32 protein-coding genes, 2 tRNA genes and 2 pseudogenes are annotated in these 25,509 nt (G+C 64.9%); 19 read left to right on the forward strand and 17 right to left on the reverse strand.

What is annotated here, in order from left to right; translation table 11 throughout:
* Positions 1-98: 98 nt before the first annotated feature.
* The 4 genes from IL252_RS06170 to IL252_RS17570 all read left to right on the forward strand — a co-directional run bounded on the left by IL252_RS06170 (position 99) and on the right by IL252_RS17570 (position 2,416).
* Positions 99-473 (forward strand): hypothetical protein, encoded by a 375-nt coding sequence (locus IL252_RS06170; RefSeq protein ID WP_208627279.1) that lies wholly within the window; start codon positions 99-101, stop codon positions 471-473.
* Between the two features lie 356 nt (positions 474-829).
* Entirely contained in the window at positions 830-1,204 is a 375-nt protein-coding gene (locus IL252_RS06175) for a hypothetical protein (protein WP_170092675.1), read from the forward strand.
* A 354-nt stretch (positions 1,205-1,558) separates the two neighbouring features.
* On the forward strand, positions 1,559-1,933 hold the full coding sequence (locus IL252_RS06180) for a hypothetical protein (protein WP_208627280.1): 375 nt from the start codon (positions 1,559-1,561) through the stop codon (positions 1,931-1,933).
* A gap of 339 nt (positions 1,934-2,272) precedes the next feature.
* The gene (locus tag IL252_RS17570; RefSeq protein ID WP_244256865.1) at positions 2,273-2,416 is read left to right on the forward strand and encodes a hypothetical protein; all 144 of its coding nucleotides are present in this window, start codon (positions 2,273-2,275) and stop codon (positions 2,414-2,416) included.
* Positions 2,417-3,002: 586 nt separating this feature from the next.
* On the opposite strand, the gene IL252_RS06190 is transcribed toward IL252_RS17570, so the two are convergent.
* The 3 genes and pseudogenes from IL252_RS06190 to IL252_RS17825 all read right to left on the reverse strand — a co-directional run.
* Positions 3,003-4,952 carry an ABC transporter ATP-binding protein gene (locus IL252_RS06190; protein WP_208627281.1) on the reverse strand — a complete coding sequence of 650 codons (1,950 nt, stop codon included), beginning with the start codon at positions 4,950-4,952 and terminating at the stop codon, positions 3,003-3,005.
* A gap of 67 nt (positions 4,953-5,019) precedes the next feature.
* Positions 5,020-5,343: pseudogene (locus tag IL252_RS17820) on the reverse strand (DUF192 domain-containing protein); the annotation flags it as partial.
* A gap of 171 nt (positions 5,344-5,514) precedes the next feature.
* Positions 5,515-6,000: pseudogene (locus tag IL252_RS17825) on the reverse strand (DUF192 domain-containing protein); the annotation flags it as partial.
* Between the two features lie 86 nt (positions 6,001-6,086).
* Between IL252_RS17825 and IL252_RS06200 the strand changes: the two are divergent.
* Positions 6,087-6,159, forward strand: a tRNA-Val gene (locus IL252_RS06200).
* A gap of 255 nt (positions 6,160-6,414) precedes the next feature.
* Here IL252_RS06200 and IL252_RS06205 read toward each other — a convergent pair.
* Positions 6,415-6,582, reverse strand: coding sequence for a hypothetical protein (locus IL252_RS06205; protein WP_012807947.1), 168 nt, complete (start codon positions 6,580-6,582; stop codon positions 6,415-6,417).
* Positions 6,582-6,767 (reverse strand): hypothetical protein, encoded by a 186-nt coding sequence (locus IL252_RS06210; RefSeq protein WP_153554548.1) that lies wholly within the window; start codon positions 6,765-6,767, stop codon positions 6,582-6,584. Before IL252_RS06210 ends, IL252_RS06205 begins: the two co-directional genes overlap by 1 nt.
* Positions 6,768-6,935: 168 nt before the next feature.
* On the opposite strand from IL252_RS06210, the gene IL252_RS06215 reads away from it, so the two are divergent.
* Together IL252_RS06215 and IL252_RS06220 are read left to right on the forward strand one after the other, a co-directional pair.
* On the forward strand, positions 6,936-7,898 hold the full coding sequence (locus IL252_RS06215) for a hypothetical protein (protein WP_208627283.1): 963 nt from the start codon (positions 6,936-6,938) through the stop codon (positions 7,896-7,898).
* 67 nt (positions 7,899-7,965) lie between these two features.
* Positions 7,966-8,610 carry an HVO_2922 family protein gene (locus IL252_RS06220; protein WP_208627284.1) on the forward strand — a complete coding sequence of 215 codons (645 nt, stop codon included), beginning with the start codon at positions 7,966-7,968 and terminating at the stop codon, positions 8,608-8,610.
* A gap of 7 nt (positions 8,611-8,617) precedes the next feature.
* Here IL252_RS06220 and IL252_RS06225 read toward each other — a convergent pair whose 3' ends face one another.
* The 3 genes from IL252_RS06225 to IL252_RS06235 all read right to left on the reverse strand — a co-directional run bounded on the left by IL252_RS06225 (position 8,618) and on the right by IL252_RS06235 (position 11,841).
* On the reverse strand, positions 8,618-10,078 hold the full coding sequence (locus IL252_RS06225) for an aryl-sulfate sulfotransferase (protein ID WP_208627285.1): 1,461 nt from the start codon (positions 10,076-10,078) through the stop codon (positions 8,618-8,620).
* Positions 10,079-10,150: 72 nt separating this feature from the next.
* Positions 10,151-10,882, reverse strand: a complete 732-nt coding sequence (locus IL252_RS06230) for a sugar phosphate isomerase/epimerase (protein WP_208627286.1) — start codon at positions 10,880-10,882, stop codon at positions 10,151-10,153.
* 68 nt (positions 10,883-10,950) lie between these two features.
* Entirely contained in the window at positions 10,951-11,841 is an 891-nt protein-coding gene (locus IL252_RS06235; RefSeq protein ID WP_208627287.1) for a winged helix-turn-helix domain-containing protein, read from the reverse strand.
* Between the two features lie 158 nt (positions 11,842-11,999).
* Between IL252_RS06235 and IL252_RS06240 the strand changes: the two genes are divergently transcribed.
* The 5 genes from IL252_RS06240 to fer all read left to right on the forward strand — a co-directional run bounded on the left by IL252_RS06240 (position 12,000) and on the right by fer (position 14,546).
* Complete coding sequence (locus IL252_RS06240; protein ID WP_153554554.1) at positions 12,000-12,479, forward strand: RNA-binding protein; 480 nt, start codon at positions 12,000-12,002, stop codon at positions 12,477-12,479.
* A gap of 263 nt (positions 12,480-12,742) precedes the next feature.
* Positions 12,743-12,961, forward strand: coding sequence for a hypothetical protein (locus tag IL252_RS06245; RefSeq protein WP_208627288.1), 219 nt, complete (start codon positions 12,743-12,745; stop codon positions 12,959-12,961).
* Between the two features lie 171 nt (positions 12,962-13,132).
* The gene (locus tag IL252_RS06250) at positions 13,133-13,570 is read left to right on the forward strand and encodes a hypothetical protein (protein WP_208627289.1); all 438 of its coding nucleotides are present in this window, start codon (positions 13,133-13,135) and stop codon (positions 13,568-13,570) included.
* Between the two features lie 13 nt (positions 13,571-13,583).
* On the forward strand, positions 13,584-13,793 hold the full coding sequence (locus IL252_RS06255) for a helix-turn-helix transcriptional regulator (RefSeq protein ID WP_153554557.1): 210 nt from the start codon (positions 13,584-13,586) through the stop codon (positions 13,791-13,793).
* Between the two features lie 102 nt (positions 13,794-13,895).
* A complete protein-coding gene (fer, locus tag IL252_RS06260; RefSeq protein ID WP_208627290.1) occupies positions 13,896-14,546 on the forward strand; it encodes a ferredoxin Fer in 651 nt (216 codons plus the stop codon).
* Positions 14,547-14,776: 230 nt separating this feature from the next.
* Here the strand turns inward: fer and IL252_RS06265 are convergent, their stop codons facing one another.
* Together IL252_RS06265 and IL252_RS06270 are read right to left on the reverse strand one after the other, a co-directional pair.
* Complete coding sequence (locus IL252_RS06265; RefSeq protein ID WP_153554559.1) at positions 14,777-15,445, reverse strand: hypothetical protein; 669 nt, start codon at positions 15,443-15,445, stop codon at positions 14,777-14,779.
* A gap of 80 nt (positions 15,446-15,525) precedes the next feature.
* Positions 15,526-15,675 (reverse strand): hypothetical protein, encoded by a 150-nt coding sequence (locus IL252_RS06270; protein ID WP_170092686.1) that lies wholly within the window; start codon positions 15,673-15,675, stop codon positions 15,526-15,528.
* 264 nt (positions 15,676-15,939) lie between these two features.
* Here IL252_RS06270 and IL252_RS06275 point away from each other — a divergent pair, with 264 nt between their 5' ends.
* The 4 genes from IL252_RS06275 to IL252_RS06290 all read left to right on the forward strand — a co-directional run bounded on the left by IL252_RS06275 (position 15,940) and on the right by IL252_RS06290 (position 18,950).
* Positions 15,940-16,281 carry a hypothetical protein gene (locus tag IL252_RS06275; RefSeq protein WP_170092687.1) on the forward strand — a complete coding sequence of 114 codons (342 nt, stop codon included), beginning with the start codon at positions 15,940-15,942 and terminating at the stop codon, positions 16,279-16,281.
* A gap of 92 nt (positions 16,282-16,373) precedes the next feature.
* Entirely contained in the window at positions 16,374-18,134 is a 1,761-nt protein-coding gene (locus tag IL252_RS06280) for a nitrite/sulfite reductase (RefSeq protein WP_208627291.1), read from the forward strand.
* A gap of 111 nt (positions 18,135-18,245) precedes the next feature.
* Complete coding sequence (locus IL252_RS06285) at positions 18,246-18,509, forward strand: hypothetical protein (RefSeq protein WP_208627292.1); 264 nt, start codon at positions 18,246-18,248, stop codon at positions 18,507-18,509.
* Between the two features lie 159 nt (positions 18,510-18,668).
* Positions 18,669-18,950 carry a DUF6360 family protein gene (locus IL252_RS06290; protein WP_208627293.1) on the forward strand — a complete coding sequence of 94 codons (282 nt, stop codon included), beginning with the start codon at positions 18,669-18,671 and terminating at the stop codon, positions 18,948-18,950.
* A 4-nt stretch (positions 18,951-18,954) separates the two neighbouring features.
* Here IL252_RS06290 and IL252_RS06295 read toward each other — a convergent pair whose 3' ends face one another.
* Positions 18,955-19,644, reverse strand: a complete 690-nt coding sequence (locus IL252_RS06295) for an SHOCT domain-containing protein (RefSeq protein WP_208627294.1) — start codon at positions 19,642-19,644, stop codon at positions 18,955-18,957.
* 126 nt (positions 19,645-19,770) lie between these two features.
* Here IL252_RS06295 and IL252_RS06300 point away from each other — a divergent pair, with 126 nt between their 5' ends.
* The 3 genes from IL252_RS06300 (at position 19,771) to IL252_RS06310 (ending at position 21,350) form a co-directional block, all read left to right on the forward strand.
* Positions 19,771-20,073: a CPCC family cysteine-rich protein gene (locus tag IL252_RS06300; RefSeq protein ID WP_208627295.1), complete on the forward strand. Its 303-nt coding sequence runs from the start codon at positions 19,771-19,773 to the stop codon at positions 20,071-20,073.
* Between the two features lie 79 nt (positions 20,074-20,152).
* On the forward strand, positions 20,153-20,992 hold the full coding sequence (locus IL252_RS06305; RefSeq protein ID WP_208627296.1) for an aldo/keto reductase: 840 nt from the start codon (positions 20,153-20,155) through the stop codon (positions 20,990-20,992).
* A gap of 103 nt (positions 20,993-21,095) precedes the next feature.
* The gene (locus IL252_RS06310; protein ID WP_170092693.1) at positions 21,096-21,350 is read left to right on the forward strand and encodes a hypothetical protein; all 255 of its coding nucleotides are present in this window, start codon (positions 21,096-21,098) and stop codon (positions 21,348-21,350) included.
* Between the two features lie 66 nt (positions 21,351-21,416).
* On the opposite strand, the gene IL252_RS06315 is transcribed toward IL252_RS06310, so the two are convergent.
* The 6 genes from IL252_RS06315 to IL252_RS06340 all read right to left on the reverse strand — a co-directional run bounded on the left by IL252_RS06315 (position 21,417) and on the right by IL252_RS06340 (position 25,427).
* Entirely contained in the window at positions 21,417-21,755 is a 339-nt protein-coding gene (locus IL252_RS06315) for a hypothetical protein (RefSeq protein WP_153554567.1), read from the reverse strand.
* Positions 21,756-21,865: 110 nt separating this feature from the next.
* Positions 21,866-21,937, reverse strand: a tRNA-Ala gene (locus IL252_RS06320).
* A 179-nt stretch (positions 21,938-22,116) separates the two neighbouring features.
* A complete protein-coding gene (rpsJ, locus tag IL252_RS06325; protein ID WP_012808023.1) occupies positions 22,117-22,428 on the reverse strand; it encodes a 30S ribosomal protein S10 in 312 nt (103 codons plus the stop codon).
* Between the two features lie 3 nt (positions 22,429-22,431).
* The gene (tuf, locus tag IL252_RS06330) at positions 22,432-23,694 is read right to left on the reverse strand and encodes a translation elongation factor EF-1 subunit alpha (protein WP_208627297.1); all 1,263 of its coding nucleotides are present in this window, start codon (positions 23,692-23,694) and stop codon (positions 22,432-22,434) included.
* A gap of 249 nt (positions 23,695-23,943) precedes the next feature.
* Positions 23,944-24,897 (reverse strand): homoserine dehydrogenase, encoded by a 954-nt coding sequence (locus IL252_RS06335; protein WP_153554577.1) that lies wholly within the window; start codon positions 24,895-24,897, stop codon positions 23,944-23,946.
* Positions 24,894-25,427: an amino acid-binding protein gene (locus IL252_RS06340; RefSeq protein ID WP_208627298.1), complete on the reverse strand. Its 534-nt coding sequence runs from the start codon at positions 25,425-25,427 to the stop codon at positions 24,894-24,896. Before IL252_RS06340 ends, IL252_RS06335 begins: the two co-directional genes overlap by 4 nt.
* Between the last annotated feature and the right edge of the window lie 82 nt (positions 25,428-25,509).

Below are 25,509 nucleotides of genomic sequence, written 5' to 3' on the forward strand. Positions count from 1 at the left end.
ACCGGGGAGGACACGTCACAGAGCGCCGTCGTCAACACTAAAGCCGGACGACCCCTCAACACACACTTATATCCGATATAGAAAATGATCGTAATATAATGAACGAGCACACGCAAAAGACGGTGGTATTCCTCATACTCGGTGGATCGGTGTCGTTTTTCCGGATCGTTCCCGCGGTCGAATCCGCTCCGAACGTCCCGGAGATCGCATGGGTCCCGGAGATGACTCTCGGTCTACTGTGGGCAGCGACAGGTGTTGTCGGTGCATTCGGTGAGCTGACCCGCTCGGGCGTTGAGCATCGTGATGGCACTAAGCTCCCGAGTTACGCCTGGGGGTGGGTCAGCCTGCTCGTCGCGATATTTACCGTCGCTCTCGCCTTTAGCTATCTCACGGACGATTTCCTGCGGTTCGGAGTTGAATTAGTGGCACCGATCGGTGTCGCGATGACGTACTTCACCCACCAATATCGTTGACGGCCGAGGGCTAGCGAACTCCCGCCTACCCCTCTGCTTCGGTCGGTGCAGCGTGCTCGCACAGAATGTCTCAGCAATCTCTTTCAGTCGTCGTCCCCGACCTCGGCGTCGACCTGCGAGCGGCGTTCGGTCGCGCGCCGGACGAACTCTTCAGGCAGTTCGTCGATCGACACCGGAAGATACAGTAGCTACTTTGTACACCCAAATCTAACCGGTATTTGTATACTCAATATATTTTAATCTCTAAAACATAATAGACGAATAATTTATGTCACTCGATAATAGAATTTGACCATGCAGACACCGGACGGCAACTCTTTACAATCACGTCTCTGGCCAGGAACACCTGTAATACGATGAACGACCGCACCAGCAAGGCGGTGGCGTTCCTCGGACTTTGTGGATCAATGTCTTTTTTACGGATTGCTCCCGCAATCGAATCTGCAGCGAATGCCCCGGCGATTGCGTGGGTGCCAGAGGTGACTGTTGGGCTGCTGTGGGCTGTCGCTGGCATCGTCGGCGCCCTGGGCGAACTGACTGGTTCGGGCGGTCGTGACAGCGATCAGTTACCGAGTTACGTCTGGGGGTGGGCCAGCCTGCTCGTCGCGATGTTCGTCGTCGCCCTCGCGTTCGGCTACCTGACGGGAGACTTCGTGCGGTTTGGGCCCGAGTTAGGTGGTCCGATCGTTGGCCTTGTGCTGAGGACGTACTTCGCTCTCCGGAGTAGCTGATCTCGGAAGGAGCGAACTGCCGGGCTGTCCCCCATCTCGCCCGGCTCGAAGTGTTCGCACGACAATTTGCTCCATAGTTCAGTTAATCGTCGTCTCCGACCTCGGCGTCGACCTGCGAGCGGCGTTCGGTCGCGCGCCGGACGAACTCTTCAGGCAGTTCGTCGATCGACACCGGAAGATACAGTAGCTACATTATACATCTAAATCTAACCACTATTTGTACATCCAATATATTCTATCTCTAAAATATAATAGACGAATAATTTATGTGATTCGATAATAGAATTCGACCATGCAGACACCGGACGGCAACTCTTTACGATCACGTCTCTGGCCAGGAACACCTGTAATACGATGAACGACCGCACCAGCAAGGCGGTGGCGTTCCTCGGACTTAGCGGATCAGTGTCGTTTGTACGGATCGTTCCCACGATCGAATCTACGGCGAACGCCGCGGCGATGGCGTGGGTGCCAGAGGTGACTGTCGGACTGCTGTGGGCAATGACGGGTATCGTCGGAGCCATGGGTGAACTAACTGGCCCGGACATCGACGGTCGAGACAGTGATCAGTTGCCGAGTTACGCCTGGGGGTGGGCTAGCCTGCTGGTCGCGATATTTATCGTCGCTCTTGGATTCGGCTATCTGACGGGCGATTTCCTGCGATTCGGAGGCGAATTAGTAACCCCGTTCGGTGCTGTGGCGACGTACTTCGTCCTCCAATCTCGTTGATCTCAGAGAGCGGGCGACCGGGCTTCCGCCACCTCGGTCGGTTCAGATCGGGGGCTACGAAGGGACGGCGAAGCCACTGCCGTGGCTGTACGGGCGCGAAATATTACGGCCGTCAGGTCGCTCTAATCGTCGTTCCCGGCCCCGGCGTCGATCTGCGCTGATAGACACAGTAGCCGCTTCATGCACTACAGTTCGATTGTTTGCAAGACCATTGTCTTTTAAATCTCTGTGACGAGAGAATACAGCACTCATGTCACTGGATGATGATACTTCGACCAAACAGGCATTGCTAGATCACCCTGTAGTAGTCCATTCAACACGAAGAACAGCTGTAATACGATGAACGACCGCACCAGTAAGGCGGTGGCGTTTCTCGCCGTTGGCGGATCAATGTCGTTTATGCAGGTCCTTCCCGTGATCGAATCTGTTGCGGACGCACCAGCGATCGCGTGGATACCAGAGTTGACCATTGGTCTGCTGTGAGGAGTGTCCGGCGTCGTCGCCGCTCTGACTGCACTGACCGGTGCAGGGATCGACCGTCGTGACGACGGTTCGTTACCGTGGTACGCCTGGGGTTTCGCCAGCCTGCTCGTCGCAACGTTGATCCTCGGCCTCGGGTTCGGCTATCTGACGAGGGATTGGGCGCGATTTAGGGCCGAGTTGGTTGCTCCGATCGTTGGCCTCGCCGTGATTGCGTACTTCGCTCTCCGACGTCGCTGATCGACGGGGGTGGCGAATTGCCGGGCATCCTCCTCCATCTCGGTAGGGCCAGATCAACCGCTGTGACGGCGAAGCCACCTCGGCAGCCGTTTTCGAGTAGGACATCTCTCTTGACCGAACTGCTACGAACATCTCGCCCGGCGAGATCCGTCAGCCCTCGCCGGCTTTGGCGTTGACGCCCGACAAGCGGGCGTCAGGTTCGCCGGCGAGATCCGTCAGTCGCCCTCCTCGGCTTCGATGTCGACGCCAGACAAGACTGGCGTCAGTGGCGCCGAGGAGATCAGTCGCCCTCGCCGGCTTTGGCTTCGACGCCAGACGAGACTGGCGTCGGGTGTGCCGGCAAGAGCTGTCAATCGTCGTCCCCGACCTCGGCGTCGACCTGCGAGCGGCGTTCGGTCGCGCGCCGGACGAACTCCTCGGGGAGTTCGTCGATCTCGCCGGCCTGGACGGCCCAGAGGTTGGCGTACAGGCCGTCCTCGCCCAGCAGGTCGTCGTGGGTGCCTCGTTCGACGACCTGGCCGTCTTCGAGCACGACGATCTGGTCGGCGTCTTTGACCGTCGAGAGGCGGTGGGCGATGGTGAAGGTGGTTCGGTCGGCGGTGAGTCGGTCCAGCGAGCGCTGGATCAGCATCTCCGTCTCCGTGTCCACGTCGCTGGTGGCCTCGTCGAGGACGAGAATCTCGGGGTCTTTGAGGATCGCGCGGGCGATGGCGACGCGCTGGCGCTGGCCGCCCGAGAGCTTCACGCCACGCTCGCCGACCATCGTCTCGTAGCCGTCGGGGAGATTCTGGATGTAGCCGTGGGCCTCGGCGGCCTTGGCCGCCTCGCGGATCTCCTCGTCGGTGGCGTCGAAGCTCCCGTAGGCGATGTTGTCGCGGACGGTGCCGTGAAAGAGGAACGTCTCCTGGCTGACGTAGCCGATGGCGTCCCGCAGGCTCGGGATGGTCACGTCGCGCACGTCCTGGCCGTCGATCCTGACCGCGCCGTCGTCCACGTCGTACATCCGCATCAGGAGTTTCATCACGGTCGACTTGCCCGCGCCAGTCGGCCCGACGAGTGCGAGCGTGTCGCCGCCGTCGACGGTGAAAGACACGTCGTCGAGGATCATCTCCTCGTCACTGGGATCGGTGCCCTCTCCGTACCCGAACGTGACGCCGTCGTACTCGACTTCCCCGTCGGTGACCGCCAGCCCCTCGGCGTCGTCGGTCTCCTCGATGAGACTGGGCGTATCCATCAGGCCGAAGATGCGCTCGGCGGAGGCGTAGGCCCGCTGGTACATGTTGATGATCTGCCCGAACTGGGCCATCGGCCAGATGAACCGCTGTGAGAGGAGGATGAAGACGACGAACTCACCTTCGGACAGCGTCCCGGTGAAGATCCACGGCCCTTCGCCGCCGTACACCCAGAGCCCGCCGACGAGGAAGGTGACGACGAAGCCCACGCCCGCGAGCACGCGCAGGCCTGGGAAGAACTTGATCCGGGTCTTGATCGCGCCCCAGTTGGCGTCGAAGTAGTCGCGTGAGGTGTCCTCGACGCGGTCGGACTCGTAGCTCTCGGTGCTGTAGGTCTTGATGACCTGGACACCGCCGAGGTTGTTCTCCAGCCGGGAGTTGAGCTGGCCGACTGAAGAGCGCACGTCGGCGTACTTGGGCTGGATCGCTTTGATGAACCGATAGGTGAAGAAGCCGATCGCCGGGACGATCACCAGCGTCAGGAGTGCGAGTTGCCAGTTGTAGTAAAAGAGGATCGCCGAGATCCCCAGGACCATCACCGACAGCCGGAACGCCGAGTTCATCCCGTCGTTGAGGAACCGTTCCAGGCGGTTCACGTCGTTGCTGAGGACCGACATCATCTCGCCGGTCTGCTTGTCGGCGAAGAAGTCCATGTTCAGGCGCTGCATCCGGTCGTAGGTGTCGGTCCGGACGGCGTGTTGGATGCGCTGAGCGAAGGCGTTCCACCCCCAGTTTCGGGTCCAGTGGAACCCGGCACCGAGGATGAACGCCCCGGCGATGATACTCGACGCGAGTATCACCTGGGACTCGGGATCGGTGGCGTACACGGAGAGGTCGACCGGCCCCAGCGCGAACGGTCGATTGTCCCGGAAGATCGCGTCGACGGCGATCCCGAGCAACACCGGGGGCAGCAGATCCAGCAGCCGCGCGACGATACTACTCAGTAGACCGACCGTGAACGCGCCGGCGTTGTCCCGGCCGTACTCGGCGAACAGCCGGCGCATCGGGTGATCGACGTTTTCTCGAACGTCCTCGAAGGCGTCGTCGTCCCCGGCGTCGACATCCATGCACGCTTGTGAATGGGTCGGTCACCTAAAGCCCGTCGTCTCCGTGAGAACAGCACACACGGAGCAGCTACGACGCGGTGACGTTCGGGAGTCGCAGTTGGTCGCCGACGGAGACGCCGGTCTCGTTGGTCCAGCCGCGGTTGACCTCCAGCACGTACTTCCCGGTACCGGGATACCGGCGCTCGTACTCGCCGTCGGGGACCGGCGCGTGGTGGATCCGGGTGACCGTGCCGTTGGGCGCGACGTAGACGATGTCCAGCGGGAACGACATCTCTCGCATCACGAAGGCGTGCTCGCCGGTTTCGGGAAAGACGAACAGCATGCCCTCGTCGGCAGCCAGAGAGTCGGTGTCGCTCAGCCCAGTGATGCGTTCGCTGTCGTTGTCCGCGATCGCCACGGAGACGGTCCCCAGCGGCGTACACGCCTCGTCCAGTGCCGTCACGGTCGCGTTCGTCGGCGACGGCGTCCCCGTCGGCCCCGCGTCACAGGCCGGGGTGGATGCGGTCTGTCGGTCTGGGCCGCTCTCGTCGCCGGTCCCCGCAGGATCGGTCGTCTCGCCGGGAATCTGTACCCGGTCGCCGACGCGGACGCCGGTCTCGTTGGTCCAGCCGCGATTGACTTCCAGGACGTACTTGCCCTCGCCGCTGTACTTCCGGAGGTCGCTCTCGCTGGCTCCGTCGGCGGGCGTGGGCGCGTGGTGAATCCGCGTGATCGTCCCGTTCTCGGCGGCGAAGACGATGTCCAGTGGGAACGACATCGCGCGCATCACGTAGCCGTGGCGCTCCTGTCGGTCGTGGACGAACACCATCCCCTCGTCGGCAGCCAGCGACTCGGCCCGACTGAGCCCGACGAGTCGCTGCTGCCACGTGTCGGCGATGCGGGCGTCGACCGCGCCGAGTTCCCTCCCGTCCTCGTCGACGACCGTCACCGTCGTCCGCTCGTAGCTCCCCGGATCGACGAACTGGAGCCAGACGCCCGACCAGACGACGAGCGCTCCGACGACGAGGAGGGCGATAACTCCCCCGACGACCGCTGTCGACCGCTCCATGCTCGACCCCTGGGGTGTGATCCGGGTAACGCTGTCGCCTCCAGAGAGAAAGGGTTATTTCCCCGCATCGTTTCTCTGCCGGTGTCGGGCCCGTGGTCTAGTGGTTATGACGCTTCCCTTACAAGGAAGAGGCCGGTGGTTCAAATCCGCCCGGGCCCATGCTGCTGCGACGAGTGGACACGAGGAGCGGAGCAATCACGCCGGGTGAGGATTTGAGCCTTGCGAGACGAGCAGCGTGAGTCTCGCTTCGGTTCAAATCCGCCCGGGCCCATTCTGCTGCGAACGACAGTGAGCAGCGAATGGCACGCGCGGATTTGCACCCTGGAAGACGAGCGAAGCGAGTCTTCCTCCGGTTCAAATCCGCCGGGAGCGCACGGCACAAAGCGCCGCGAACGCCCGGTCACGATCCGTCGCTCACATCGCACCGGCGACGCCGCTGCCGATCGCGGCCCCACACTCGCCGCAGGCGACGAGGTAGAACCGCTTGGAGGCGGTGAAAAAGCCCGTCGTCGAGTCCATGTCGACGAACTCCACGTCGTCTTGCTGGTCGAGCGTCGCCTCGCACTCGGGACAGTGGGCCATCAGACCGCACCTCCGTTCGACTTCGCACCGGCGACGCCGCTGCCGATCGTCAGGCCGCAGGCGGCGCAGTTGGCCGTGTAGAACCGTTTTGAGGCTTTGATGAAGCCAGTCGTCGCGTCGGTCTCGGCGAACTCGATGTCGTCGGCCGTTTCGAGGGTCGTCTGACATTCAGGGCAGTGTACCATGCGGCCGGCCCTGCGCCGGCCTGCGGTAAATACTTCGTGGTGATACTACCGGCTGTAAATCTGTGAACGATTTCGCCACCCCGGGGTGGCGAAGATCTTCACGAAGTTACAGCCGTCAGTATGAGTGTCACCCCGAGACGTTTGTCCCGCGAAGTCGTAGGGAGCCACATGCCCACCTGCTACGCCGCGCTGGACGACCGTCTGCTGGTGATCGAGGACGACGACTGGATGGCCCGGGAGCGACCCGTGGCGGACTCACTGGAGTGTGTCGCCGCCGCGCCGGAGCGTCCCGGGCGGGTCTTCGTCGGGACCGTCGACGCGGGCCTCCAGTACAGCACCGACGGCGGTGACAGTTGGACCACTGGACTGGACACCGACGACCGTGTGACCGCCGTGACGGTCAGTCCGCACGATCCCGACGTGATCTGGGCCGGGACCGAGCCCTCGCGGGTGTATCGATCGAACGACGGCGGCGACTCCTGGAGCGAGCGGCCCGGGTTGCAGGACCTCCCCTCGGCGTCGCGGTGGTCGTTCCCGCCGCGGCCGGACACCCACCACGTGCGCTGGATCGCCGTCGATCCGACCGATCCCGACCGTCTGTCCGTCGCAATCGAGGCGGGCGCGCTCGTCCGGACGGACGACGCGGGCGAGCACTGGGAGGATCATCCCGAAGGAGCGCGGCGAGACAACCACACGCTGGACACCCACCCCGACGCGCCCGAACGCGTTTACACGGCGGCCGGCGACGGCTACGCCGAGTCGCGAGACCGCGGCGACACGTGGTCGTTCCCCCAGTCGGGACTCGATCACCGCTACGTCTGGGGACTGGCAGTCGGCCCGGACCCAGACGATGTCGTGGTGTCAGCGGCAACCGGTGCCCGCGAGGCACACAGCACGGAGGGCGAGTCCTACGTCTATCGGCGGACCGAGGACGGCTGGGAGCGGGCGATGTCGGGACTGCCGGGCCCCGACGGGCTCGCGCGGGCGGTGCTGGCCGCCCACGACGGACGGTTCTACGCGCTGACGAACCACGGGCTGTTCGGGAGCGAGGACGGGACGGCGTGGTCGGCGCTGGATCTGGCCTGGCCCGACGAGTATCGCCAGCTTCCCCGCGGACTGGCGGTCGTCTGACCGCGAGCGCGGTCGACGGTGAGACGAGGGTCACCACTATGTGTTTGCCACTTGACGATCAGAATGTATGCCAGAAGAGACCATCCACGAGTCCAGCGAGACGCGCAGTCGAAACGGTATCGCGTCGTACTTCCGGCGGCTCGCCCGCAGGTTCGCCAGGGGCGAGCCCGCACCGGCCGACGAGGAACAGACGGTGACGGTGTCGGCACCGCCGGAGGCCGACCTGGAGACCGAAGTCGAGCGCGAAGGCGAGCGACTGAGCCTCGAAATCGAGGTCGGCTGGACCGAAGAAGCGGGGGCCGTCGACACCGACGCGGCCGCGAGCAAGGCGACGTTCGAGCTGTACGAGGACAGCGCCGAGGAGTGGCGCTGGCGGCTGGTCCACGACAACGGCAACGTCATCGCCGACGGGGGCGAGGGATACTCGTCGGCCCAGAAGGCAGAGCAGGGGTTAGAGAGCGTCCGCTCGAACGCACCGGGCGCGAACGTGATCGACCAGTCGAAAGACGACGAGAGCCGGGACGGCGGGAGCGACGCGACCTTCGAGCTGTTCGAGGACAGTGCCGGCCAGTGGCGCTGGCGGCTCGTCCACGACAACGGGAACATCATCGCCGACGGCGGTCAGGGATACGCCTCGAAGCAGAAGGCAAAGCAGGGACTCCACAGCGTCAAGCAAAACGTCCGGGGAGCACAGGTCGAGCGCGAAGAGTAGGACGGTGTCAGAACGGGAGTCGCCGCCGGAGCCCGCCGACGAGTCGCTTGCGCCGCAGGATGGCTTCACCGCCGGCCCAGCTCACTGCGAGTAGGCCCGCACCGACGAGGAACGCGGCGTCCCACGAGGAGAGCCAGACCGGGCGGAACCACGGCATGTAGTGGCCCCACAGCTGTGCGAGGGCGTTCGCGGGACCGGACAGCAGCGTCCCCGAGAACGTCGCCTGGAGTCGAGCCGGGAAGTCGAGGTTGTCGCCGGTCCCGGGACGCAGGCCCGCACTGCCGGAGAGTTCGTAGCTGCCGGTGGCGTTTTGCTGGCGGATCGTCGGGCCGTTGGACTCGTCGCCGGTCCCCAGTCGCTCGGCGTCGTACGGTCCCCAGGTGGCGTAGTACTCCCAGACGATCTCGCCGGTCGGCGTGACCTCGATCACGCGGTGGTTGAGGCTGTCGACGATCAGCGTGTTGCCGTTCGGGAGTCGGTCGGCGTCTCGTGGCCACTTGAGCGAGTTCGTTCCGACCTCCCAGGTCCGTTCCCACGAGCCGTTCAGGTGGGCGTACTCGACGACCCGGTCGTTGCCGCTGTCGGCGACAAGCATCGTCGGCGTCCCGTTCTCGCCGACGAAGTAGTCGGGGTTGTGCTGTTCGTTGAGCACCGAGTAGTCGTCGTCACGACCCAGTCGCTGGACGATCTCGCCGGACCGTCGGTCGACGACGATCGCCTGATCGAAGTTGCGCGGCGACAGGAGCAAGCGGTGCTCGCCGACCTGGTCCACGTCGTTGAGGTGGCTCCAGTCGGCGTTCATACCGCCGTCGGTGTCGTTGTCGAAGTGCTCGCGGAATCGCCAGCGCCAGGTGATCTCGTCGGTGGTCAGGTTGTAGACCACCACTTCGTCGTTGCTGACCTCGCTGGTCTCGTTCCAGGCCCGCATGTGGCCGATCACGAGTTCGTCCTCGCTGAGCATGTCGGCGTCGTGGGTGTCTTCGAAGGGGAAGCGCCGTTCCCAGACGCGCTCTCTGGTCTCGGGATTCAGCTCGTAGATCAGCGTCTCGCCGCTGCGGGGCGAGACGACGAGCAGGTTCCCATTGTCGAGGGGATCGACGTCGAAGAACCAGGCACCGGACCCCTGTCGGCTCTGATAGGTCCAGTCCGTGTTCGCGCGCTCGTCGGCCGCGATCAGTCGAGCGGGCTTCTTGTCGTTGACCGAGCCCTCGAAGGTGTACCCCTGGACGCTGACGATCGTCGTGTTGTCGGCCGGCTGGGTCACCGTCCCGCGCTGGAGGGAGGTGTCCTCGGCCGACGTGGAGGTCGCTACGTTGACCGCGACGACCGCGAGCAACACACAGATCGTCGCGAGCAGGGCGAACCGGAGCCAGTCGGCGGCGGTAGCGTTCGCACGCGCCCGTGCGACGCGATCGGTCAGTCCTGTCCCGATCCGTCGACAGGAGGCGAGCAGGCCGTCGGAGAACACGGGTGCGACTACTCCGACGGCACGTCTATACTTTTCGACTCCTCCGGCCCTCGCGGTCGTTGCGGGCGGCGATCAGGACAGGAAGCGCTCGGCCGCGTGGTCGAGTTCGCCGACGGGATCGTCCTGTGATCCGTTCTCGTAGATGCGCCACTCGATGCCGGCGCGTTCGGCGGCGTCGAAGACGGCGTCGTAGTCCACATCACCCGTGCCGAAGGCGGCGTGAGCCGGTTCCGCGGCGTCGACGTGCGTGTCCGTGCAGTGCAGCAGGTCGATCCGGTCGGCGTGGCTGTCGATCACCGCGGCCGCGTCGACACCGGCGTAGGTTGCCAGCCCGACGTCGAGTTCGAAGGCGACGCTGTCGGTCGCCTCGACGAGCACGTCGAAGGCCGTCCGACCGTCGAGATCGGCGAACTCGGCGTCGTGGTTGTGATACAGGAGCGGGTAGTCGTGGTCCGCGAGCCGGTCGGCGAGCCCGTCGAGGCGGCGGGCCGTCTCGCGGACGCGCTCGACGGTGCCGAACGACTCGCTGTCCAGGTAGGGAACCACGAGCCGTTCGGTCCGGAGCGAGCGGTACTGCTCGACCGTCGCCGCCAGATCGTCTTCGAGGGCGTCGACGGGGACGTGTGCGGCCGGCACCGCGAGGCCGGTCTCGTCGAGTGCCGTCCGGACGGCCTCGGAATCTGCCTCGGGGACGCGGTAGGCGTACTCGACGCCGTCGAAGCCGGCCCCGGCGACGCGATCGAGGAGTTCGGGGACGGAACAGTCCATGTCACGGAGCGTGTACAGCTGGATGGCACTGGCCATTGACAGAGAGGAGAGAGGGGATCGCCTTCAGCGTTGGTCTACGTGTCACGCGAGCGACGGACGGGGCGTCACTCGGCGGGCGTCGCCGGGTCGCGGCGCGTCTCGACGATTTCGAGGTCGCCGTCGACGACGACAGCGAGCCGGTCGCCGTCGCGAGTCACGTCGACGCGGAGCCGCCAGGGATCGTCGTCGACGACAGTGACCGGGTGGTCGTCGACACACCAGTCGAGTCGCCAGTAGGGCGTCTGCGCGAGGTCGACGCCGTGATCCTCGTAGAAGCTCACGACGGGCGACTGGTCGAGGAGTCCCAGCCCGACGGCCGAACAGAGTTCGTGAGCACACTGCCGGCAGCGGTGGGTCGCCCGCACCGAGACGCCCAGACAGCAGTCCTCGCCGCGTCCGATCGTCGTCGCCATCCGGCCGTTACACTCCGGACAGACGCCGTCCTTGGCGAGACAGTGGAGGTGGCGCACGCGCTGGTCGAACGCCGACAGGATCTCCGCGTCGGTCCGGTCGTGGAGTCCCCCCGGCGGAAATGGATACTCGCCGTGGCCGTGCCCACACGCCGGGCAGGTGATCGACAGCTGCTCGTCGACGTAGTTGGCCGACAGGGTCGCGCCACAGCGGACGCACGGATCGTCGATCTCGATCTCGCGCTCCGGATGCTGGGTGAACGAGCCGGCGAAGATGGCCTGGACGATCCGCTCGCCCGCGGTCCGAAGCTCGTACCCGTCGTCGGTCTTGCGGACGAACTGGTCGGTCAGCTTCCCGAGGTGGTAGTTGAACTGCGCGCTGTCGGTCATCCCGACTTCCGCACGGATCTCGGAGAAGGCGGCCGGCTCGTCGAGTCGCCACAGCGCTTCGAGGATCGAGAGGCGCGTCTCCTCGCCGACGATCGAGAAGGCGTCGGCCGGCGCGAGACAGTCCTCACAGTCCTGGAGGTCGTCTGCCCTGCTCATACCCGACGGACGGGGGCGACGAAGTAAACTGTTCGCCAAAGCGGTCTTTTGTAGCACAGCAGTCAGGATCCGGGACGGTGCCCCCAGTACAGCGCCGTCCGACGAGGACGCCGGCCGAGAACGGTCGATTTATCTCCGCTCCCCACGACGATGCGGGCATGAACGTCAAGTCGCGCCACCACCTCAGGGCCGACGAGATCGACGCCATCGAGGAGGCCGTGGTCGCGAACCTCGGCGTGGAACTAGACGCCGACACCTTCGAGAAAGTGGAGTTCGAGGACAGCGACTGGGACGTGGTGCTGGTCGACGGCGACCCGCTCGTGCTGTACGTCGACGGCGAGCCGTTCCTCACCGTCGAGGGACTCAACGCGTACCCGCCCGAAGACCACGTCGTCACCGTCGACAGCGGCGCGATCTCGTTCGTCTCTGACGGCGCAGACGTGATGCGACCCGGCATCACCGAGGCCGACGACGACATCGCCGCGGGCGATCTCGTCGCGATCAACGAGGAGTCACACGGGAAGTTCCTCGCCGTCGGGCGTGCGAAGGCGAGCGGCGACGAGATGGTCGGCGACAGCGGGAAGGTCGTCGAGTCGATCCACCACGTGGGCGACGACCTCTTCGAGTTCTCCGTCTGATCCGAGGGGACCGGACGAGCGAAGCGAGTCCGTCTTTTCACCCATGTTTTGCGAGGAGTGGTCGCGTCAGCGACCCGACGAGTCAAAAGATGGTTGTGCGACGACCTCTTCGAGTTCTCCGTCTGATCCGAGGGGACCGGACGAGCGAAGCGAGTCCGTCTTTTCACCCATGTTTTGCGGGAGGGCATCGGAGCGATGCCGTCAGTTCGGGGAGCCCCGCAGGCTCGGAGCAGCTATTTCCGTGTCGTGGTCGTGTCCAGTGTATGGAGACAGCGAGGCGACTGTACGACCGCGTCGACGCGTGGTTGCGAGACCGCTCTCGCGTGCCGTACGCGGCGATACTGGGGACGGCGACGGGGCTCGGTGTCCTCGTCGTCGGAATGGTGTTGGGCAGCGGATTGCTCGTCGTCCAGGCCGTCACGATGGCAGTCGTCGTGTTCGGGCTGGAGTGTGTGTTCGGAGTTCATCAGACCGACGAGTGACGGAGTCGGCCGTCATCACCCAGAGACAGTTGGGGCGGAGTGACGACCACCGCTGGTGCTTTCCCGGACAGTGACGACGTGAGCGGCGACCGAGAGCTGGGTCTGAGCGGTAGCTTTATCAGGATGTAAAGTATACTTTACTGTAAAGGGTGCTTTACACCCGCGATACCCATGAGCGAGGAACTCACCGCCAGACAGCGAGTCGAGAAGCGCGAGCAGTACAGCCAGTGGATCAACAGGTCGGTCGGTTTCGGCGTGCTGAGTTTCTTCGTCGCGACCGCGCTGTGGATGCTGACCGACAGGGCCGTGGTGCTCTTTGCGGGACTGGGACTGTACTGGCTGGGCTGTCTCGGGATGGCCGTCGGCTACTGGCAGTCGCCCGTGTCGGTCGGCGACGAACTCGAACAGCGGATGGAGCGCGAGGCGAGTCAGACGACGTTCCTGTTCGTCACCGTCGTGGCGATACTCGGTCTGCCGGCGGACGTCGTCCTCTCGACGACCGGCGTCTACACCGCTCCCGCCGCCGTCCGGGGTGCCCTCTGGGGATATCTCCTGTTGATCCTCGTGTTCGGAGCCGTCCACTGGTTCGTGAAGCGACAGTACGAGTGAGCCAGCGAGGAGCATGAAAAACGAGATCGACACCTACCGGGAACGAGCGGGGTTGAGCCAGGGCGAACTGGCAACAGCCGTCGGTGTCTCACGACAGACGATCAACGCGGTCGAGCGAGAGCGGTACGATCCGTCGCTGGCGCTGGCGTTCAAGCTCGCCGCCTACTTCGAGTGCCGCGTCGAGGCGCTGTTCGAGCCCGACCTGGAGCCGGTCGGAGAGTGAGCGAACCCACCCCCAGATTGAAGGGTAGGGGTCGACGGCCGAAGTCGACGCGAAAACAGTGTAGGGCGAAGGTTTATTCCCACCATACCACTAGCAGCGGGCGTGGCGTCCCCGTTCGAAGTTCTCGCCGTCGACCCGGACGCAAGCGACGAGGCAATCGAGCGCGCTTACAGGGAGCGGGTCAAAGAGACCCATCCCGACCACGGCGGCTCGCTGGAGGCCTTCCAGTCGGTGCGGGCCGCGTACGAGCAGATCCTGTCGGGCGAGGCCGACGGCACCGAACGACAGCGCGCCGACGACGCCGACAGCGACGACGACGGCGGCTCGATCCACCCGCGCGTGGAGTATCTCAACTACGAGGTACTGGACGATCACGGCTGGCACGCGGACGACGACGACCTCTTCGAGAAGGCAGCCGGGGCCGGGCTCGACGACACCGACTACGGGATCTTCCACGTCTACCCCCGCGAGTCGGTTCTGGAGGCCGCAGAGCGCAACGACTTCGCCTGGCCCTTCGCCTGCCGTGGCGGGGCGTGTGCCAACTGCGCGGTCGTCGTCCTGTCCGGAGAGCTGACGACCCGCGTCGATCACGTGCTGCCCGACGAGATGGTCGACCAGGGCTTTCAGCTGGCCTGCAACGGGATCCCGACGAGCGACGAGTTGCAACTGCTGTACAACGTCAAGCACATGGCCGAACTCGAAGAGCTGCTGTTGCCGCCACGGCCCTTCGAGCAGGCCCACTCCGACGACTGATACTGCCGGCTGTACGTCTGTCACGAATGTTGCGACCCCGTAGTCGCGAATATCGTGAAACAGTTACAGCCGGCAGTATGAGACCGACGCCCCTCGGTCTGTGAGAGAGTTGGGCAGTGAGCGCGCGTTCCAGAGCCCGCCGAGTGGTATCATACTACCGGCTGTAAATCTGTGAACGATTTCGCCACCCCGGGGTGGCGAAGATCTTCACGAAGTTACAGCCGGCAGTATCAGTCCAGTCGGTCGGCCAGTAGCTCGCTGACGACTGCGCCGGGCGACTCCCCGTCGAGCGCCGCGCGCCGACGCAGTTCGCGGTACACGGCCGGATCGAGCGCGAGTTCGAGTTCGCCCAGTCGGACCCCTTCGGCTTCGAGCGCGCTGGCGACCGACTGACCGTCGTTGACGTCGCTCGCGACCGAGCGGACCTGTCGGACGGTCAGGTCGTGATCGAGCGCGGCCCAGGCGAGCTGGAGGCGGGCCTCGCCACCGACCCGAGCGATGTGTTTGGCCGCGGTGGGAGCGATGTGTCCCATCGCGACGTGACGGCGGATCGAGCGCGGGAGGTCGTGGACGCGAGACCACTTGCGGATGAACGAGACGGTGGCGTCGCCCCCAGCGCGTTCGGCGGCGGCCTTGTACGATCCCTCACCCCGGACCAGCGCGGCACAGGCGGCCGCACCGCGCAGCATGTAGACGTTGTCGTCGGCACCAGCGGTGTTCTCCGAGAACGCCCGGACGGTCCGTGCAGCCAGGTCGAGGCTCTCGGGGTCGTCGGGGTCGAACTCCACGGCCTCCTCGGCGCGCTGGCCGGTCAGGGAGGGGTCACCGCGGATGACCGGCTTCCCGACCGGCGACTCGCGCTCGGCGTGGCTGGGGCCGTCGTGGCCATCGGCAGTCATCACTTTCCGTTGGGAACGGTCCGATAAAAGGGTCCGGTCCGACGTGTACCAGGACACGTCGAGACGCGTCTCACAGCGACTCAGTCGTCTGCGGCAGCGTCGTCCCGGTTCTCCGAGAGGTGCTCCCAGATCTCGGTACAACCGCATCCGTCCTCGACATCGTCGAGGTGGTCGGTCGCTGGCTCTTCGGCTTCGACGTCTTCGCGTGAACTCTGTTGTGCGTCTGTCATTGGTTTGTGCATCGCGCCAGTGAGCGCGGTGTTTCGGTACTCACCCGTACTACCTACACCCGCATAAAGCCGCTCTCACCCGTAATCCCTTCCACCACTCCCATTTGCCGGCAATTTGTGCAGGTATCTCCGACGGCGGGCCACGAGCGCCGGTCAGTGCCACCAACACACACGGACCACCAGAGGGAGCGGGGATCGTCGCAGTTGCGGCGAAACTTGGCTACGCCGAACGACTGACGTGGCCGGCGGATCTAATGACATCTAATGACGACCGACGTTCACCAGCTCGACGACGGGGCCTGGATCAGCGTCAACGACTCCCGAGAGGTGAACGTCAGCGACCTGTGGTTGCTGGCGGAAAGTGAGCTTTGCCGGTGTGAGCCGACCGATTTCCTCGCCGAAGGGTTCGTCGATACGGGCGTCGACCCCCCGAATATTCAGGCCCGTATCGCCGGTCGCTGTATCGCCTGTGGAACGGAGGGCGTGACCGACTGGCTCACCGTCGGACGCGTCATCGACCCCGAATCGGGCGAGTTCTACGGTGTCGTCCACGACAGCGTCCACATCCCGGAGAAGCGCCACCGACTGGCCGACCCGCAAGAGTAGGCAACATCATCCTGTTGCGGGGAGAGGTGGGGAGCCTTGTCGAGAAGGCGTGTTGTATATGGGTGGGTCCCAAGAATAGAGGTACACTAACCATGCCGACGAAAGTCGAGAACTGGAAAGACGAGGTGTACGGCAACGAGATCCGTGACCACCTCATGGAGTTCGCCGAAGAGGGTTGGGACGCGATTCCCGAGGACGAACACGACGCCTGGTTCGAGCGCTTCAAGTGGTGGGGCCTGTACCACCAGCGCTCCGGCCAAGAGTCGTACTTCATGATGCGGATCGGGACGCCCAACGGCGTCATCGAGCCCGGACAGCTGGAAGTGATCGCGGAGGTCGCCGACAAGTACGCCCGCGGCCCCGAGGAGAACCCGGAGTTCGGCGACGCCTACTGTGACTGGACGACCCGCCAGTCGATCCAGCTCCACTGGATCAAAATCGAGGACATTCCGGAGATCTTCGAACTGCTCGAATCTGTCGGTCTCTCGACCCAGCAGGCCTGTGGTGACTCCTGGCGGAACATCGTCGGCTGTCCCGTCGCCGGCAAGGACAAGCACGAACACATCGACGCCTGGCCGATCGCCGAAGACCTCCACGAGACGTTCAAGGGCGACGACGACTACGCGAACCTCCCGCGAAAGTGGAAGGTCTCGGTCACGGGCTGCGATCAGGGCTGTGGCCAGGGCGACATCAACGACCTCGCCTACGAGCCAGCCGAGAAGGACGGCGAACTCGGCTTCAACGTCCGCGTCGGCGGCGGCCTCTCCCGCAAGGAGCCCCGCCTCGCCCGCGACATCGACGTGTGGGTCCCCCCGGAGAAGGCGGCCGACATCGGTCACGGGATGTCCGCACTGTTCCGCGAGTACGGCGACCGCGACGACCGATTCAACGCCCGCATCAAGTTCCTCATGGACGAGTGGGGTCCCGAGAAGATGCGGTCGGTCCTCCAGGAGGAGTTCGTCGACTTCGAGCTTCCGCGGGCCGGCGAGGACATGCGCGACCAGTACACCTACAACGCCGGCGGCAACGAACACGGCGACCACGTGGGCGTCCACGAACAGCCCGACGGCAACTACTACGTCGGCCTGAACGTCCTCGTCGGTCGGATGGGCGTCGACGACGTGTACGAACTGGCCGAACTCGCCGAGGAGTACGGTTCCGGCGAGGTCCGGCTGACCCAGCGCCAGAACGTCATCGTCACGGACGTCGACAGTGACCGCCTCGACGCGTTCCTCGACGAGCCGCTGCTGGAGGACTACTCGCCCGATCCCCACTCGTTCATGCGGGGCTCGATCGCCTGTACGGGTACGGAGTTCTGCTCGCTGTCGATCGTCGAGACGAAGAACAGACAGGTCCGCTACGCCCGCTGGCTCAAAGAGAACGTCGAGCTTCCGGAGGGCGTCGAGGACTTCCACATCCACCTCTCGGGCTGTACGGCGTCCTGTGCCCAGCCCCAGATCGCCGACATCTCGCTGCGGGGTATGAAGACCCGCAAGGACGGCGAGCCGGTCGAGGCCTTCGACATCGGCCTCGGCGGCGGCCTCGGAGAGAACCCCCACTTCGCCGACTGGGTCGAGATGCGCGTCGCCGCCGACGAAGTGCCGGGCTACATCGAGAACCTCCTCGACGCCTTCGAGGCCGAGCGCGAGGGCGACGAGACCTTCCGCGAGTTCGTCGCAGACCACGACGAGGAGACCCTACAGTCCCTGGCAGACCCCGAAGAGACCAGCTACGACGATCCGTACCTGGGCAACACGAAGATGACCTGGTACCCCTACGCCGAGGACAGCGACATGCAGTCCTCGCCGGCACCGACCGACGCCAACGACGAGCCGCTGCCCTCCGACGACTGATACCGTCGTCGTTCGTTCGTCCGTGCGACGGGCGAGGGGAGACGATCGCGCTGGACGGGCTCGTCAGTGCGTTGTCCCAGTGCTTTTGTACTGGCCCGCGAACGCTCTAGCATGGCATCTGACGGCGGTCGGAGCAACCTCAAGACGATCGCGCTGGGCCTCGCGGTGCTGTTCGTGCCCGCACTGATCATCGTCGCGACCCTGGAGTTTCTGATTCTCACGGGCGATCTCGTGTTGAACGAGCTGACGCCGCTCCAGCTCGTCGAGTTATATCTCATCGACCTCGTGCTGTTCGCTGGCGGCGCGTACCTCCTCTATCGTCTCTTGCTGTACTCGATCGGAGGCCCCCTCGGCGGCGCAGACGACGAGGAGTGATACTGCCGGCTGTAACTTCGTGAAGATCTTCGCCACCCCGGGGTGGCGAAATCGTTCACAGATTTACAGCCGGTAGTATGAGTCGCCGTCGATCGTGCAGTGTCGACGACGGATCGGCAGTCACCGACGCTATAAGTTCGAGCCACTACTGTGTAGCATATGGTCGATCGGATCATGCGGGTCAACGCGTACACGACCTTCGACCTGCTGGAGGGACACGTCGAGGGACACGGCTTCGAGGAAGACGCTTACGCCGTGTTGAACGTCAGTACGGACACGCGCGAGGACCCCGACGCCGTCGAGGTTCAGTTGGAGATGGACAACACCGAGGTCAACGCCGTGGAGCCCCACGCCGACACCGTGTCGCTGTCGCCGGCCGAGGCTCGCGAGATGGCCGCCGAGTTAGAGAAGTACGCCAGCAAGGTCGAGGCCAGCGAGTAGCGGGTCACTCGCTGTCTGCAATGGGCTCGGCGACGGCAGCGTCGGAGCCAGGGTCGGCTCCGGTAACATCGTCGGCTGTGCCGATCAACTGGTCGAGTTTGCGCTCAAACGCCTCCTCGCTCAGTTCGCCCGCCGCGTAGCGCCGTTTGAGTGTCGCGACTGGGTCCGGTTTGGACGTCGCGTCGCGCGATTCCGCCGTCTGCTCTCGTGGGGCTGCCTGCTCGCTCACGTCCTTGGCCGTCTCGTGGGCGTAGTACAGCGAGAAGATGCCCAGGAACAGCACGCCGACGCCGACAGCCCGGCCAGCGTACAGCGACGCCTGGACCGGCCACGCAAGGAGGGCGACGAACACCCCGTAGACGAACGCAGGCACGCCGACGATCGCACCGACACCAGCACTGGCGAGTCGCCGGAACGCACTGTCGGTGTCGGTCGTGGCGTCGTCTGAGCTGCCAGCACGGCGGGAGACATCGCGAAACAGGAGCTGTGCGACGTGCGTCGAGCAGAGGAACCCGACGAACAACACCAGGAGGGTGAGCGCAGATGCGCCGAACAACACCTCGTTGTGCTCCGAGACGTTGATTCCGACCAGCAGCGCGAACAGAAACACCGTCTGGGGAACAGACGCGAAGGCGAGTCCGAGCAGCGAGCGCGCATACGGATCGGCGGGCGTGAATCGATCGACGTACCCCATGGTTGGCCGTCCTCGATTTCGACGGCGGAACACTTCATAGTTCGGTGAGGGGTTCCGAGTCGAGTTCGTCGCCGGGCAAACGAACGATCCCGTGGTTCTTTGGTGTGTCGTGACATACCGCAGAGTATGTCGACCGATTCGCCCGGAAACCCTGCCTCCCGCGAGCTGGGCTTTTGCCCGTGTTGTGGCTACCGGACACTGCCGGAGGGCCACCCCGGTTCCTACGAGGTCTGTCCGGTGTGTCACTGGCTCGACGACCCCGTCCAGTTCGGCGACACCGAGTACGTCAGCGACACCAACCACGTCTCGCTCAGCGACGCCCGCACCAACTTCGAGAAACACGGAGCCTGCACGCCCGAGGCCGCAGACCAGACTAAGACGCCCGCCGACGCGCCACGTGACCCGAACTGGCCCTACGCCGAGGAGTGACCGGCATCGAGGCCGTGAGACGGTGTCCCGTTCGCTGCATGCACAACGATTAACACCACGTGTACTCCCATCCTAGACGATGTCGCATCCAACGCGTACGCTCCCGAGCGGTGACGAGCTTCCGATCGTCGGCGTCGGCACCTGGAACATCGACGGCGACACGCTCCGTGATTCGGTCCGGGCCGGACTGGACGCGGGCTACACCCACGTCGACACCGCCGAGGGGTACAAAAACGAAGACGAGATCGGCGACGTGCTGGCCGACTACGACCGAGAGGAACTGTTTCTCACCTCGAAGGTCCTCCCCAAGAACCTCGACTACGAGTCGGTGATCGCCTCGTGTGAGGCCTCGCTGGAGCGACTCGGGACCGACTACCTCGATCTCTATCTCGTCCACTGGCCCAACCCCGCGATCTCGCTGCGCGAGACGATGAACGCGATGGCGACGCTACACGACCGCGGACTGATCCGAAACGTCGGCGTCTCGAACTTCAGCGCCTACCAGCTCAGCTGTGCCCACCACGTCAGCGACGTTCCCATCGCGGTCAACCAGATCGAGTTCCACCCCTACCTCCAGCGACCCGACCTCGTCGACTACTGCCGCGAGACCGACACCGTGATCGAGGCCGCCGCGCCGCTCGCCCGGACGGAGATTTTCGACGACCCAGTGGTTCAGGAACTGGCCGAGACCTACGACAAGTCGCCGGCACAGATCGTCCTGAAGTGGGCCGTCGAACAGGACGTGGTCGTCCTCCCCAAATCGTCCTCGCCCGAACACGTCCGCCAAAACGGCGCGCTGTTCGACTGGGAGCTGGCCGCCGAGGACCGCGAGCGCCTCGACGACCGGGACCGCGACCAGCCCGTCTACGACCACCCCGCTCGCGACTGGACCGGCGACACGTACGGCATCTCCCAGTAACGGGCACCACAGCGTCGAGTCCACGCCGAGACGAGTCGAGTCGTCGCACTCGTCTGACCGTCGATCCCAAGCGATAGGTGAGTGGCACTCCCAGGCCCCGGTGATGGACGCCGACATCGACACCGCCGCCGAAGACCCACCACTGGGACTGCTCGCCGTCGCCGTCGTCGGCCTCCTGCTCACCGCGGCGGGCGCGCTCGCCTTCGTCCTCGACCTGGTGGGCACCAGCGATATCGTCCTCGGGGTCGTCCCCGCCCTGACGCCGCTGTTCGATCTGGCGCTGTTGGTCACCGTTCTGGGCGTCGCCCTGTTCCTGTTCGCGATGACCGAGTGGAGCCCGGATCTCGACACCCGATAGCTCCACTCCGACCGACGAGAAGAGAGTGACCGGAGCGACGGACCTCGCCACAGACACGCGACGGTATCAGTACCGGACAGTGTCGTCGACCCGCTCCCAGTCCGGTGCCTCGACGAGCGTCCCAAGCGCGTCGTCCAGTTCGGACCGCGTCGCTCCGTAGAATCGTTCTCGGCCCACGGGCGTCCGCACCCGAACGAGATCCGTGTGATCCGTCACGTGGAACAGCGACAGCGTCCACGGCCTGTTCGTACAGTCCCACCTGCTGTGTACCGTCGCCTCGTCGTCCGCGACGACACGCGCCCCCAGCTCCCAGCTCAGCCGCGTCAGAATCGGGAGCTCGAACGGCACGGCGTCGGGAAGAGTAGCGCTGTCTTCGTCGCCGGGTCGAGCGCTATGAGCAGCCATACCACGCTATCGGACAGCTGTGAGTAAAAGCGTAGCTATTCGCCGACGATCAAGGGCGGCGCTGTGTCGGACGACGAGAGAACGACTGACGGAGCGAAGCGACGGAAGAATGGACTCGCCGGGATTTGAACCCGGGGCCTCTTCCTTGCGAAGGAAGCGATCTACCACTGATCTACGAGCCCGCGTTGGCCACTCGCGCGCGGAACGGTTTAAACCCTGCGCGTGAGAGTGGCGTTCGGGAATCCGTCACACAGTGTCGGACGCCGAACGCTGGTTCGAAGCGGACGCGGCGTCGTGGCCGCGTTCAGTCCCGAAAGGCGGCAACGTCGTCTTTCGATCTTCGGACTCGCTGAGCGAGTCCTCAGTCCTCAAGGACGATCTCGATTGAGACGTCGTTCGGGACCTGGATCCGCATGAGCTGGCGCAGTGCTCGTTCGTCGGCGTCGATGTCGATGAGTCGCTTGTGGACGCGCATCTCCCAGTGTTCCCACGTCGCGGTCCCTTCGCCGTCGGGGGACTTGCGGGTGGGGACTTCCAGCGTCTTGGTCGGCAGCGGGACGGGGCCCGAGAGCTCGACGCCGGTCTTGTTCGCGATCTCGCGAACGTCACCGCAGATGTCGTCGAGGTCTTCGGGGCTGGTTCCTGCCAGCCGGACGCGTGCCTGTTGGGACATGCGTTATCGCTCGTTGACGTCGAGGACTTTGCCGGCTGCGATGGTCTGACCCATGTCGCGGATGGCGAAGCTCCCGAGTTCCGGAATCTCGCCCGAGGGCTCGATGCTGAGAGGCTTCTGGGGTCGGATGGTGACGACCGCGGCGTCGCCGTTCTGGATGAAGTCCGGGTTCTCCTCGGCGACCTCGCCGGAGGACGGGTCGATCTTCTGGTCGATGGACTCGATCGTACAGGCGACCTGTGCGGTGTGTGCGTGGAAGACCGGGGTGTAACCGGCCGTGATCACGGACGGGTGCTGCATGACGACGATCTGGGCCTGGAAGGTGTCGGCGACCGTCGGCGGGTCGTCGGCCGGGCCACAGACGTCACCGCGGCGGATGTCGTCCTTGCCGATGCCACGGACGTTGAACCCGACGTTGTCGCCGGGCTCTGCCTTGGGCACCTCTTCGTGGTGCATCTCGACGGTCTTGACCTCGCCGCCGACGTCGCTGGGCTGGAACGAGACGTTGTCGCCGGTGTTCAGGATGCCCGTCTCGACGCGGCCGACCGGCACCGTACCGATGCCGTCGATCGTGTAGACGTCCTGAATCGGGAGGCGCAGCGGTGCGTCCGTCGGCGGCTCCGGCTCGGGCAGGTCGTTGAGTGCTTCGAGCAGGATGTCGCCATCGTACCAGTCCGTGTTCTCCGATTCCTCGGCGATGTTGTCGCCTTCGAACGCGGAGATCGGGATGAAGCTGGCGTCCTCGGTACCGAAGCGGACCTGCTTGAGCAGCTCTTCGACCTCGGAGACGACGGACTTGTAGTCGGACTCGCTGTAGTCGACGAGGTCCATCTTGTTGACGCCGATGATGAGCTCGCCGATGCCCAGCGTGCGTGCCAGGAAGACGTGCTCGCGAGTCTGGGGCGCGACACCGTCGTCGGCTGCGACGACGAGGACCGCGTTGTCGGCCTGGGACGCGCCCGTGATCATGTTCTTGACGAAGTCACGGTGGCCGGGACAGTCGACGATGGTGAAGTCGTAGGCGTCCGTGCTGAACTCCTGGTGGGCGATGTCGATGGTGACACCGCGTTCGCGCTCTTCGGCGAGGTTGTCCATGACGTAGGCGAACTCGAAGCCGCCCTTGCCCTTCTCCTCGGCTTCTTCCTTGTGCTGTTCGATGACGTGCTCGGGGACGGACCCTGTCTCGTAGAGGAGTCGTCCGACGAGCGTACTCTTTCCGTGGTCGACGTGGCCGATGATGGCCAGGTTCTGGTGTCGGTCGCTCATTGTTGTATCTCACGCGCAGAGGCGCTATATCGGAGTCTTTGCGCGGTAGTTCATAAAACGATTTCGAAAGCGTCCGTAGGCCGTCCCGACGCCGTCCTGCGATTTGGCACGCGGTGACACGGGACGAACCCCGTTCGCGGGCCGCATACACCACCACAATCGGTGCCGATCGGGGGACAGAGGAGCTCCTGAGGTGCCCAGAGAGCGCGCGCGACACGACCAGCTGGATCGCGAGAAAGGGGAGATCGGCTACGCCTCGGGGAGTCGCCCGACGTCGGCCAGGACCGCACTCGCCGTCTCGGGGCCGCCGGCACCGCGTCCCGAGATGTTGAGTCGCCCGGCGTGTTCCGTTTCGAGCTGGACGATGTTTCGCGTCCCGGAGACGGAGAGCGCGGCGTTTTCCGGAACCAGCCGCGGGCCGACGCGAACGTCGCCGTCGGCGACCTCGCCGATGAGGCGGATCGTGCGGCCGTCTTCCTGTGCGAGTTCGAGGGCGCTGCCGGGGATCGAGCTGATCCCCTCGACCGTGGCGTCGTCGAGCGTGTACTCGCGTCGCTCGCCCGCGAGGACGTTCGCGACGATGACACACTTCAGGGCGGCGTCGGTGCCCTCGACGTCGAACGTGGGGTCGGCCTCGGCGACGCCGAGATCCTGGGCCTCGGCGAGGACGTGTTCGTAGCCTAGGCCCTCGGCGGCCATCCGCGAGAGGATGAAGTTCGCCGTCCCGTTGAGGACGCCCCGCGCCGCGGTGATGTGTTCGGGGTCGAAGTCGTCGATCGTCGACAGGACGGGCATCGCACCGCCGACAGTCGCCTCGAAGAGCACGTCGCCCGCGCTCTCGCGTTCGAGCGCGCGCACGTCGGCGTACCGTTCTGCGACGGGGCCCTTGTTCGCGAGGACGACGTGACGGTCCCGCTCCAGTGCGGCCTCGACGTGACCGAAGCCGGGCTGGGCGTCGCCGAGCGTCGTCGGCGTGGCTTCGACGAGGGCGTCGTACTCCGCTTCGAGAGCGGTCTCGGGCCGGGCCGATCCGACCGTCCCGTCGGCCTCTTTGGCAGCGAGGGCCGCGTCGACGTCGATCCCGTCGGCGTCGACGACCGCCCCACTGGAGTCGGCCAGTGCGGTCACGGTGTGGCCGTAATCGCCCGCGAGTTCCGCGACCGATCGGCCCACCGCACCGGCACCGAGGACTGCGAGTTTCACGCGTCACCACCCGCCGTCAGCGGCTCGACGACAGTCAGTTCCTTCTCGGCGGCGATCTCTCGGACCGCCGCCAGCGCGCTGTCGGCGTTGCCCGCCTCGGTGGCGAGACGGAGTCGTGCGCTCGATACGTCTTCGGTGCCTTCCGGGGCCGACAGCGACAGATCGGTGACCGTCGCCTCGGTGGCTTCCTGGATGTGTGAGAGCGTGTGAGAGAGGTCCGTGTTCACCAGGTGACCCGAGAGGACGATCGTCAGGGCCTCGCTGTAGCGCTCCGCGCCGGCCTGGATGATGTTGAAGTTCTCCGCCTGGAGGGCCTCGACGATGTCCTCGAACCGCTCGGGCGTGGCCTCCAGGTCGACCTCCACGGGGATGTGCCCCCGTGGCGTCATGTTCCCACGCTCGTGGAAGATAGAGAGGAGGTTGCCGCCGTTGTCGGCGATTGGGTGGAGCGCCCGGAGCAGTTCGCCGGGTTCGTCGACCAGTTCGAGCCGGACTGTGTAGGCTCGAACCTCGTCCTGCGAGTCGCTCATCGACCGCTCACCTCCTTCTGGATACTGCCGCTCATTGTGCAAGCACACGAACCGCGTGCTATAAGAAACCGTCCGTTCGCCG

The organism is Halomicrobium sp. IBSBa (assembly GCF_017612575.1).
In the GTDB taxonomy this organism is placed as follows: Archaea; Halobacteriota; Halobacteria; order Halobacteriales; family Haloarculaceae; genus Halomicrobium.

Coding starts and splice junctions, on each gene's coding strand:
- IL252_RS06170 (WP_208627279.1), top strand. CDS start 99: ATGAACGAGCACACGCAAAAGACGGTGGTATTCCTCATACTCGGTGGA.
- IL252_RS06175 (WP_170092675.1), top strand. CDS start 830: ATGAACGACCGCACCAGCAAGGCGGTGGCGTTCCTCGGACTTTGTGGA.
- IL252_RS06180 (WP_208627280.1), top strand. CDS start 1,559: ATGAACGACCGCACCAGCAAGGCGGTGGCGTTCCTCGGACTTAGCGGA.
- IL252_RS17570 (WP_244256865.1), top strand. CDS start 2,273: ATGAACGACCGCACCAGTAAGGCGGTGGCGTTTCTCGCCGTTGGCGGA.
- IL252_RS06190 (WP_208627281.1), bottom strand. CDS start 4,952: ATGGATGTCGACGCCGGGGACGACGACGCCTTCGAGGACGTTCGAGAA.
- IL252_RS06205 (WP_012807947.1), bottom strand. CDS start 6,582: ATGGCCCACTGTCCCGAGTGCGAGGCGACGCTCGACCAGCAAGACGAC.
- IL252_RS06210 (WP_153554548.1), bottom strand. CDS start 6,767: ATGGTACACTGCCCTGAATGTCAGACGACCCTCGAAACGGCCGACGAC.
- IL252_RS06215 (WP_208627283.1), top strand. CDS start 6,936: ATGCCCACCTGCTACGCCGCGCTGGACGACCGTCTGCTGGTGATCGAG.
- IL252_RS06220 (WP_208627284.1), top strand. CDS start 7,966: ATGCCAGAAGAGACCATCCACGAGTCCAGCGAGACGCGCAGTCGAAAC.
- IL252_RS06230 (WP_208627286.1), bottom strand. CDS start 10,882: ATGGCCAGTGCCATCCAGCTGTACACGCTCCGTGACATGGACTGTTCC.
- IL252_RS06235 (WP_208627287.1), bottom strand. CDS start 11,841: ATGAGCAGGGCAGACGACCTCCAGGACTGTGAGGACTGTCTCGCGCCG.
- IL252_RS06240 (WP_153554554.1), top strand. CDS start 12,000: ATGAACGTCAAGTCGCGCCACCACCTCAGGGCCGACGAGATCGACGCC.
- IL252_RS06245 (WP_208627288.1), top strand. CDS start 12,743: ATGGAGACAGCGAGGCGACTGTACGACCGCGTCGACGCGTGGTTGCGA.
- IL252_RS06250 (WP_208627289.1), top strand. CDS start 13,133: ATGAGCGAGGAACTCACCGCCAGACAGCGAGTCGAGAAGCGCGAGCAG.
- IL252_RS06255 (WP_153554557.1), top strand. CDS start 13,584: ATGAAAAACGAGATCGACACCTACCGGGAACGAGCGGGGTTGAGCCAG.
- IL252_RS06265 (WP_153554559.1), bottom strand. CDS start 15,445: ATGACTGCCGATGGCCACGACGGCCCCAGCCACGCCGAGCGCGAGTCG.
- IL252_RS06270 (WP_170092686.1), bottom strand. CDS start 15,675: ATGACAGACGCACAACAGAGTTCACGCGAAGACGTCGAAGCCGAAGAG.
- IL252_RS06275 (WP_170092687.1), top strand. CDS start 15,940: ATGACGACCGACGTTCACCAGCTCGACGACGGGGCCTGGATCAGCGTC.
- IL252_RS06280 (WP_208627291.1), top strand. CDS start 16,374: ATGCCGACGAAAGTCGAGAACTGGAAAGACGAGGTGTACGGCAACGAG.
- IL252_RS06285 (WP_208627292.1), top strand. CDS start 18,246: ATGGCATCTGACGGCGGTCGGAGCAACCTCAAGACGATCGCGCTGGGC.
- IL252_RS06290 (WP_208627293.1), top strand. CDS start 18,669: ATGGTCGATCGGATCATGCGGGTCAACGCGTACACGACCTTCGACCTG.
- IL252_RS06295 (WP_208627294.1), bottom strand. CDS start 19,644: ATGGGGTACGTCGATCGATTCACGCCCGCCGATCCGTATGCGCGCTCG.
- IL252_RS06300 (WP_208627295.1), top strand. CDS start 19,771: ATGTCGACCGATTCGCCCGGAAACCCTGCCTCCCGCGAGCTGGGCTTT.
- IL252_RS06305 (WP_208627296.1), top strand. CDS start 20,153: ATGTCGCATCCAACGCGTACGCTCCCGAGCGGTGACGAGCTTCCGATC.
- IL252_RS06310 (WP_170092693.1), top strand. CDS start 21,096: ATGGACGCCGACATCGACACCGCCGCCGAAGACCCACCACTGGGACTG.
- IL252_RS06315 (WP_153554567.1), bottom strand. CDS start 21,755: ATGGCTGCTCATAGCGCTCGACCCGGCGACGAAGACAGCGCTACTCTT.
- rpsJ (WP_012808023.1), bottom strand. CDS start 22,428: ATGTCCCAACAGGCACGCGTCCGGCTGGCAGGAACCAGCCCCGAAGAC.
- tuf (WP_208627297.1), bottom strand. CDS start 23,694: ATGAGCGACCGACACCAGAACCTGGCCATCATCGGCCACGTCGACCAC.
- IL252_RS06340 (WP_208627298.1), bottom strand. CDS start 25,427: ATGAGCGACTCGCAGGACGAGGTTCGAGCCTACACAGTCCGGCTCGAA.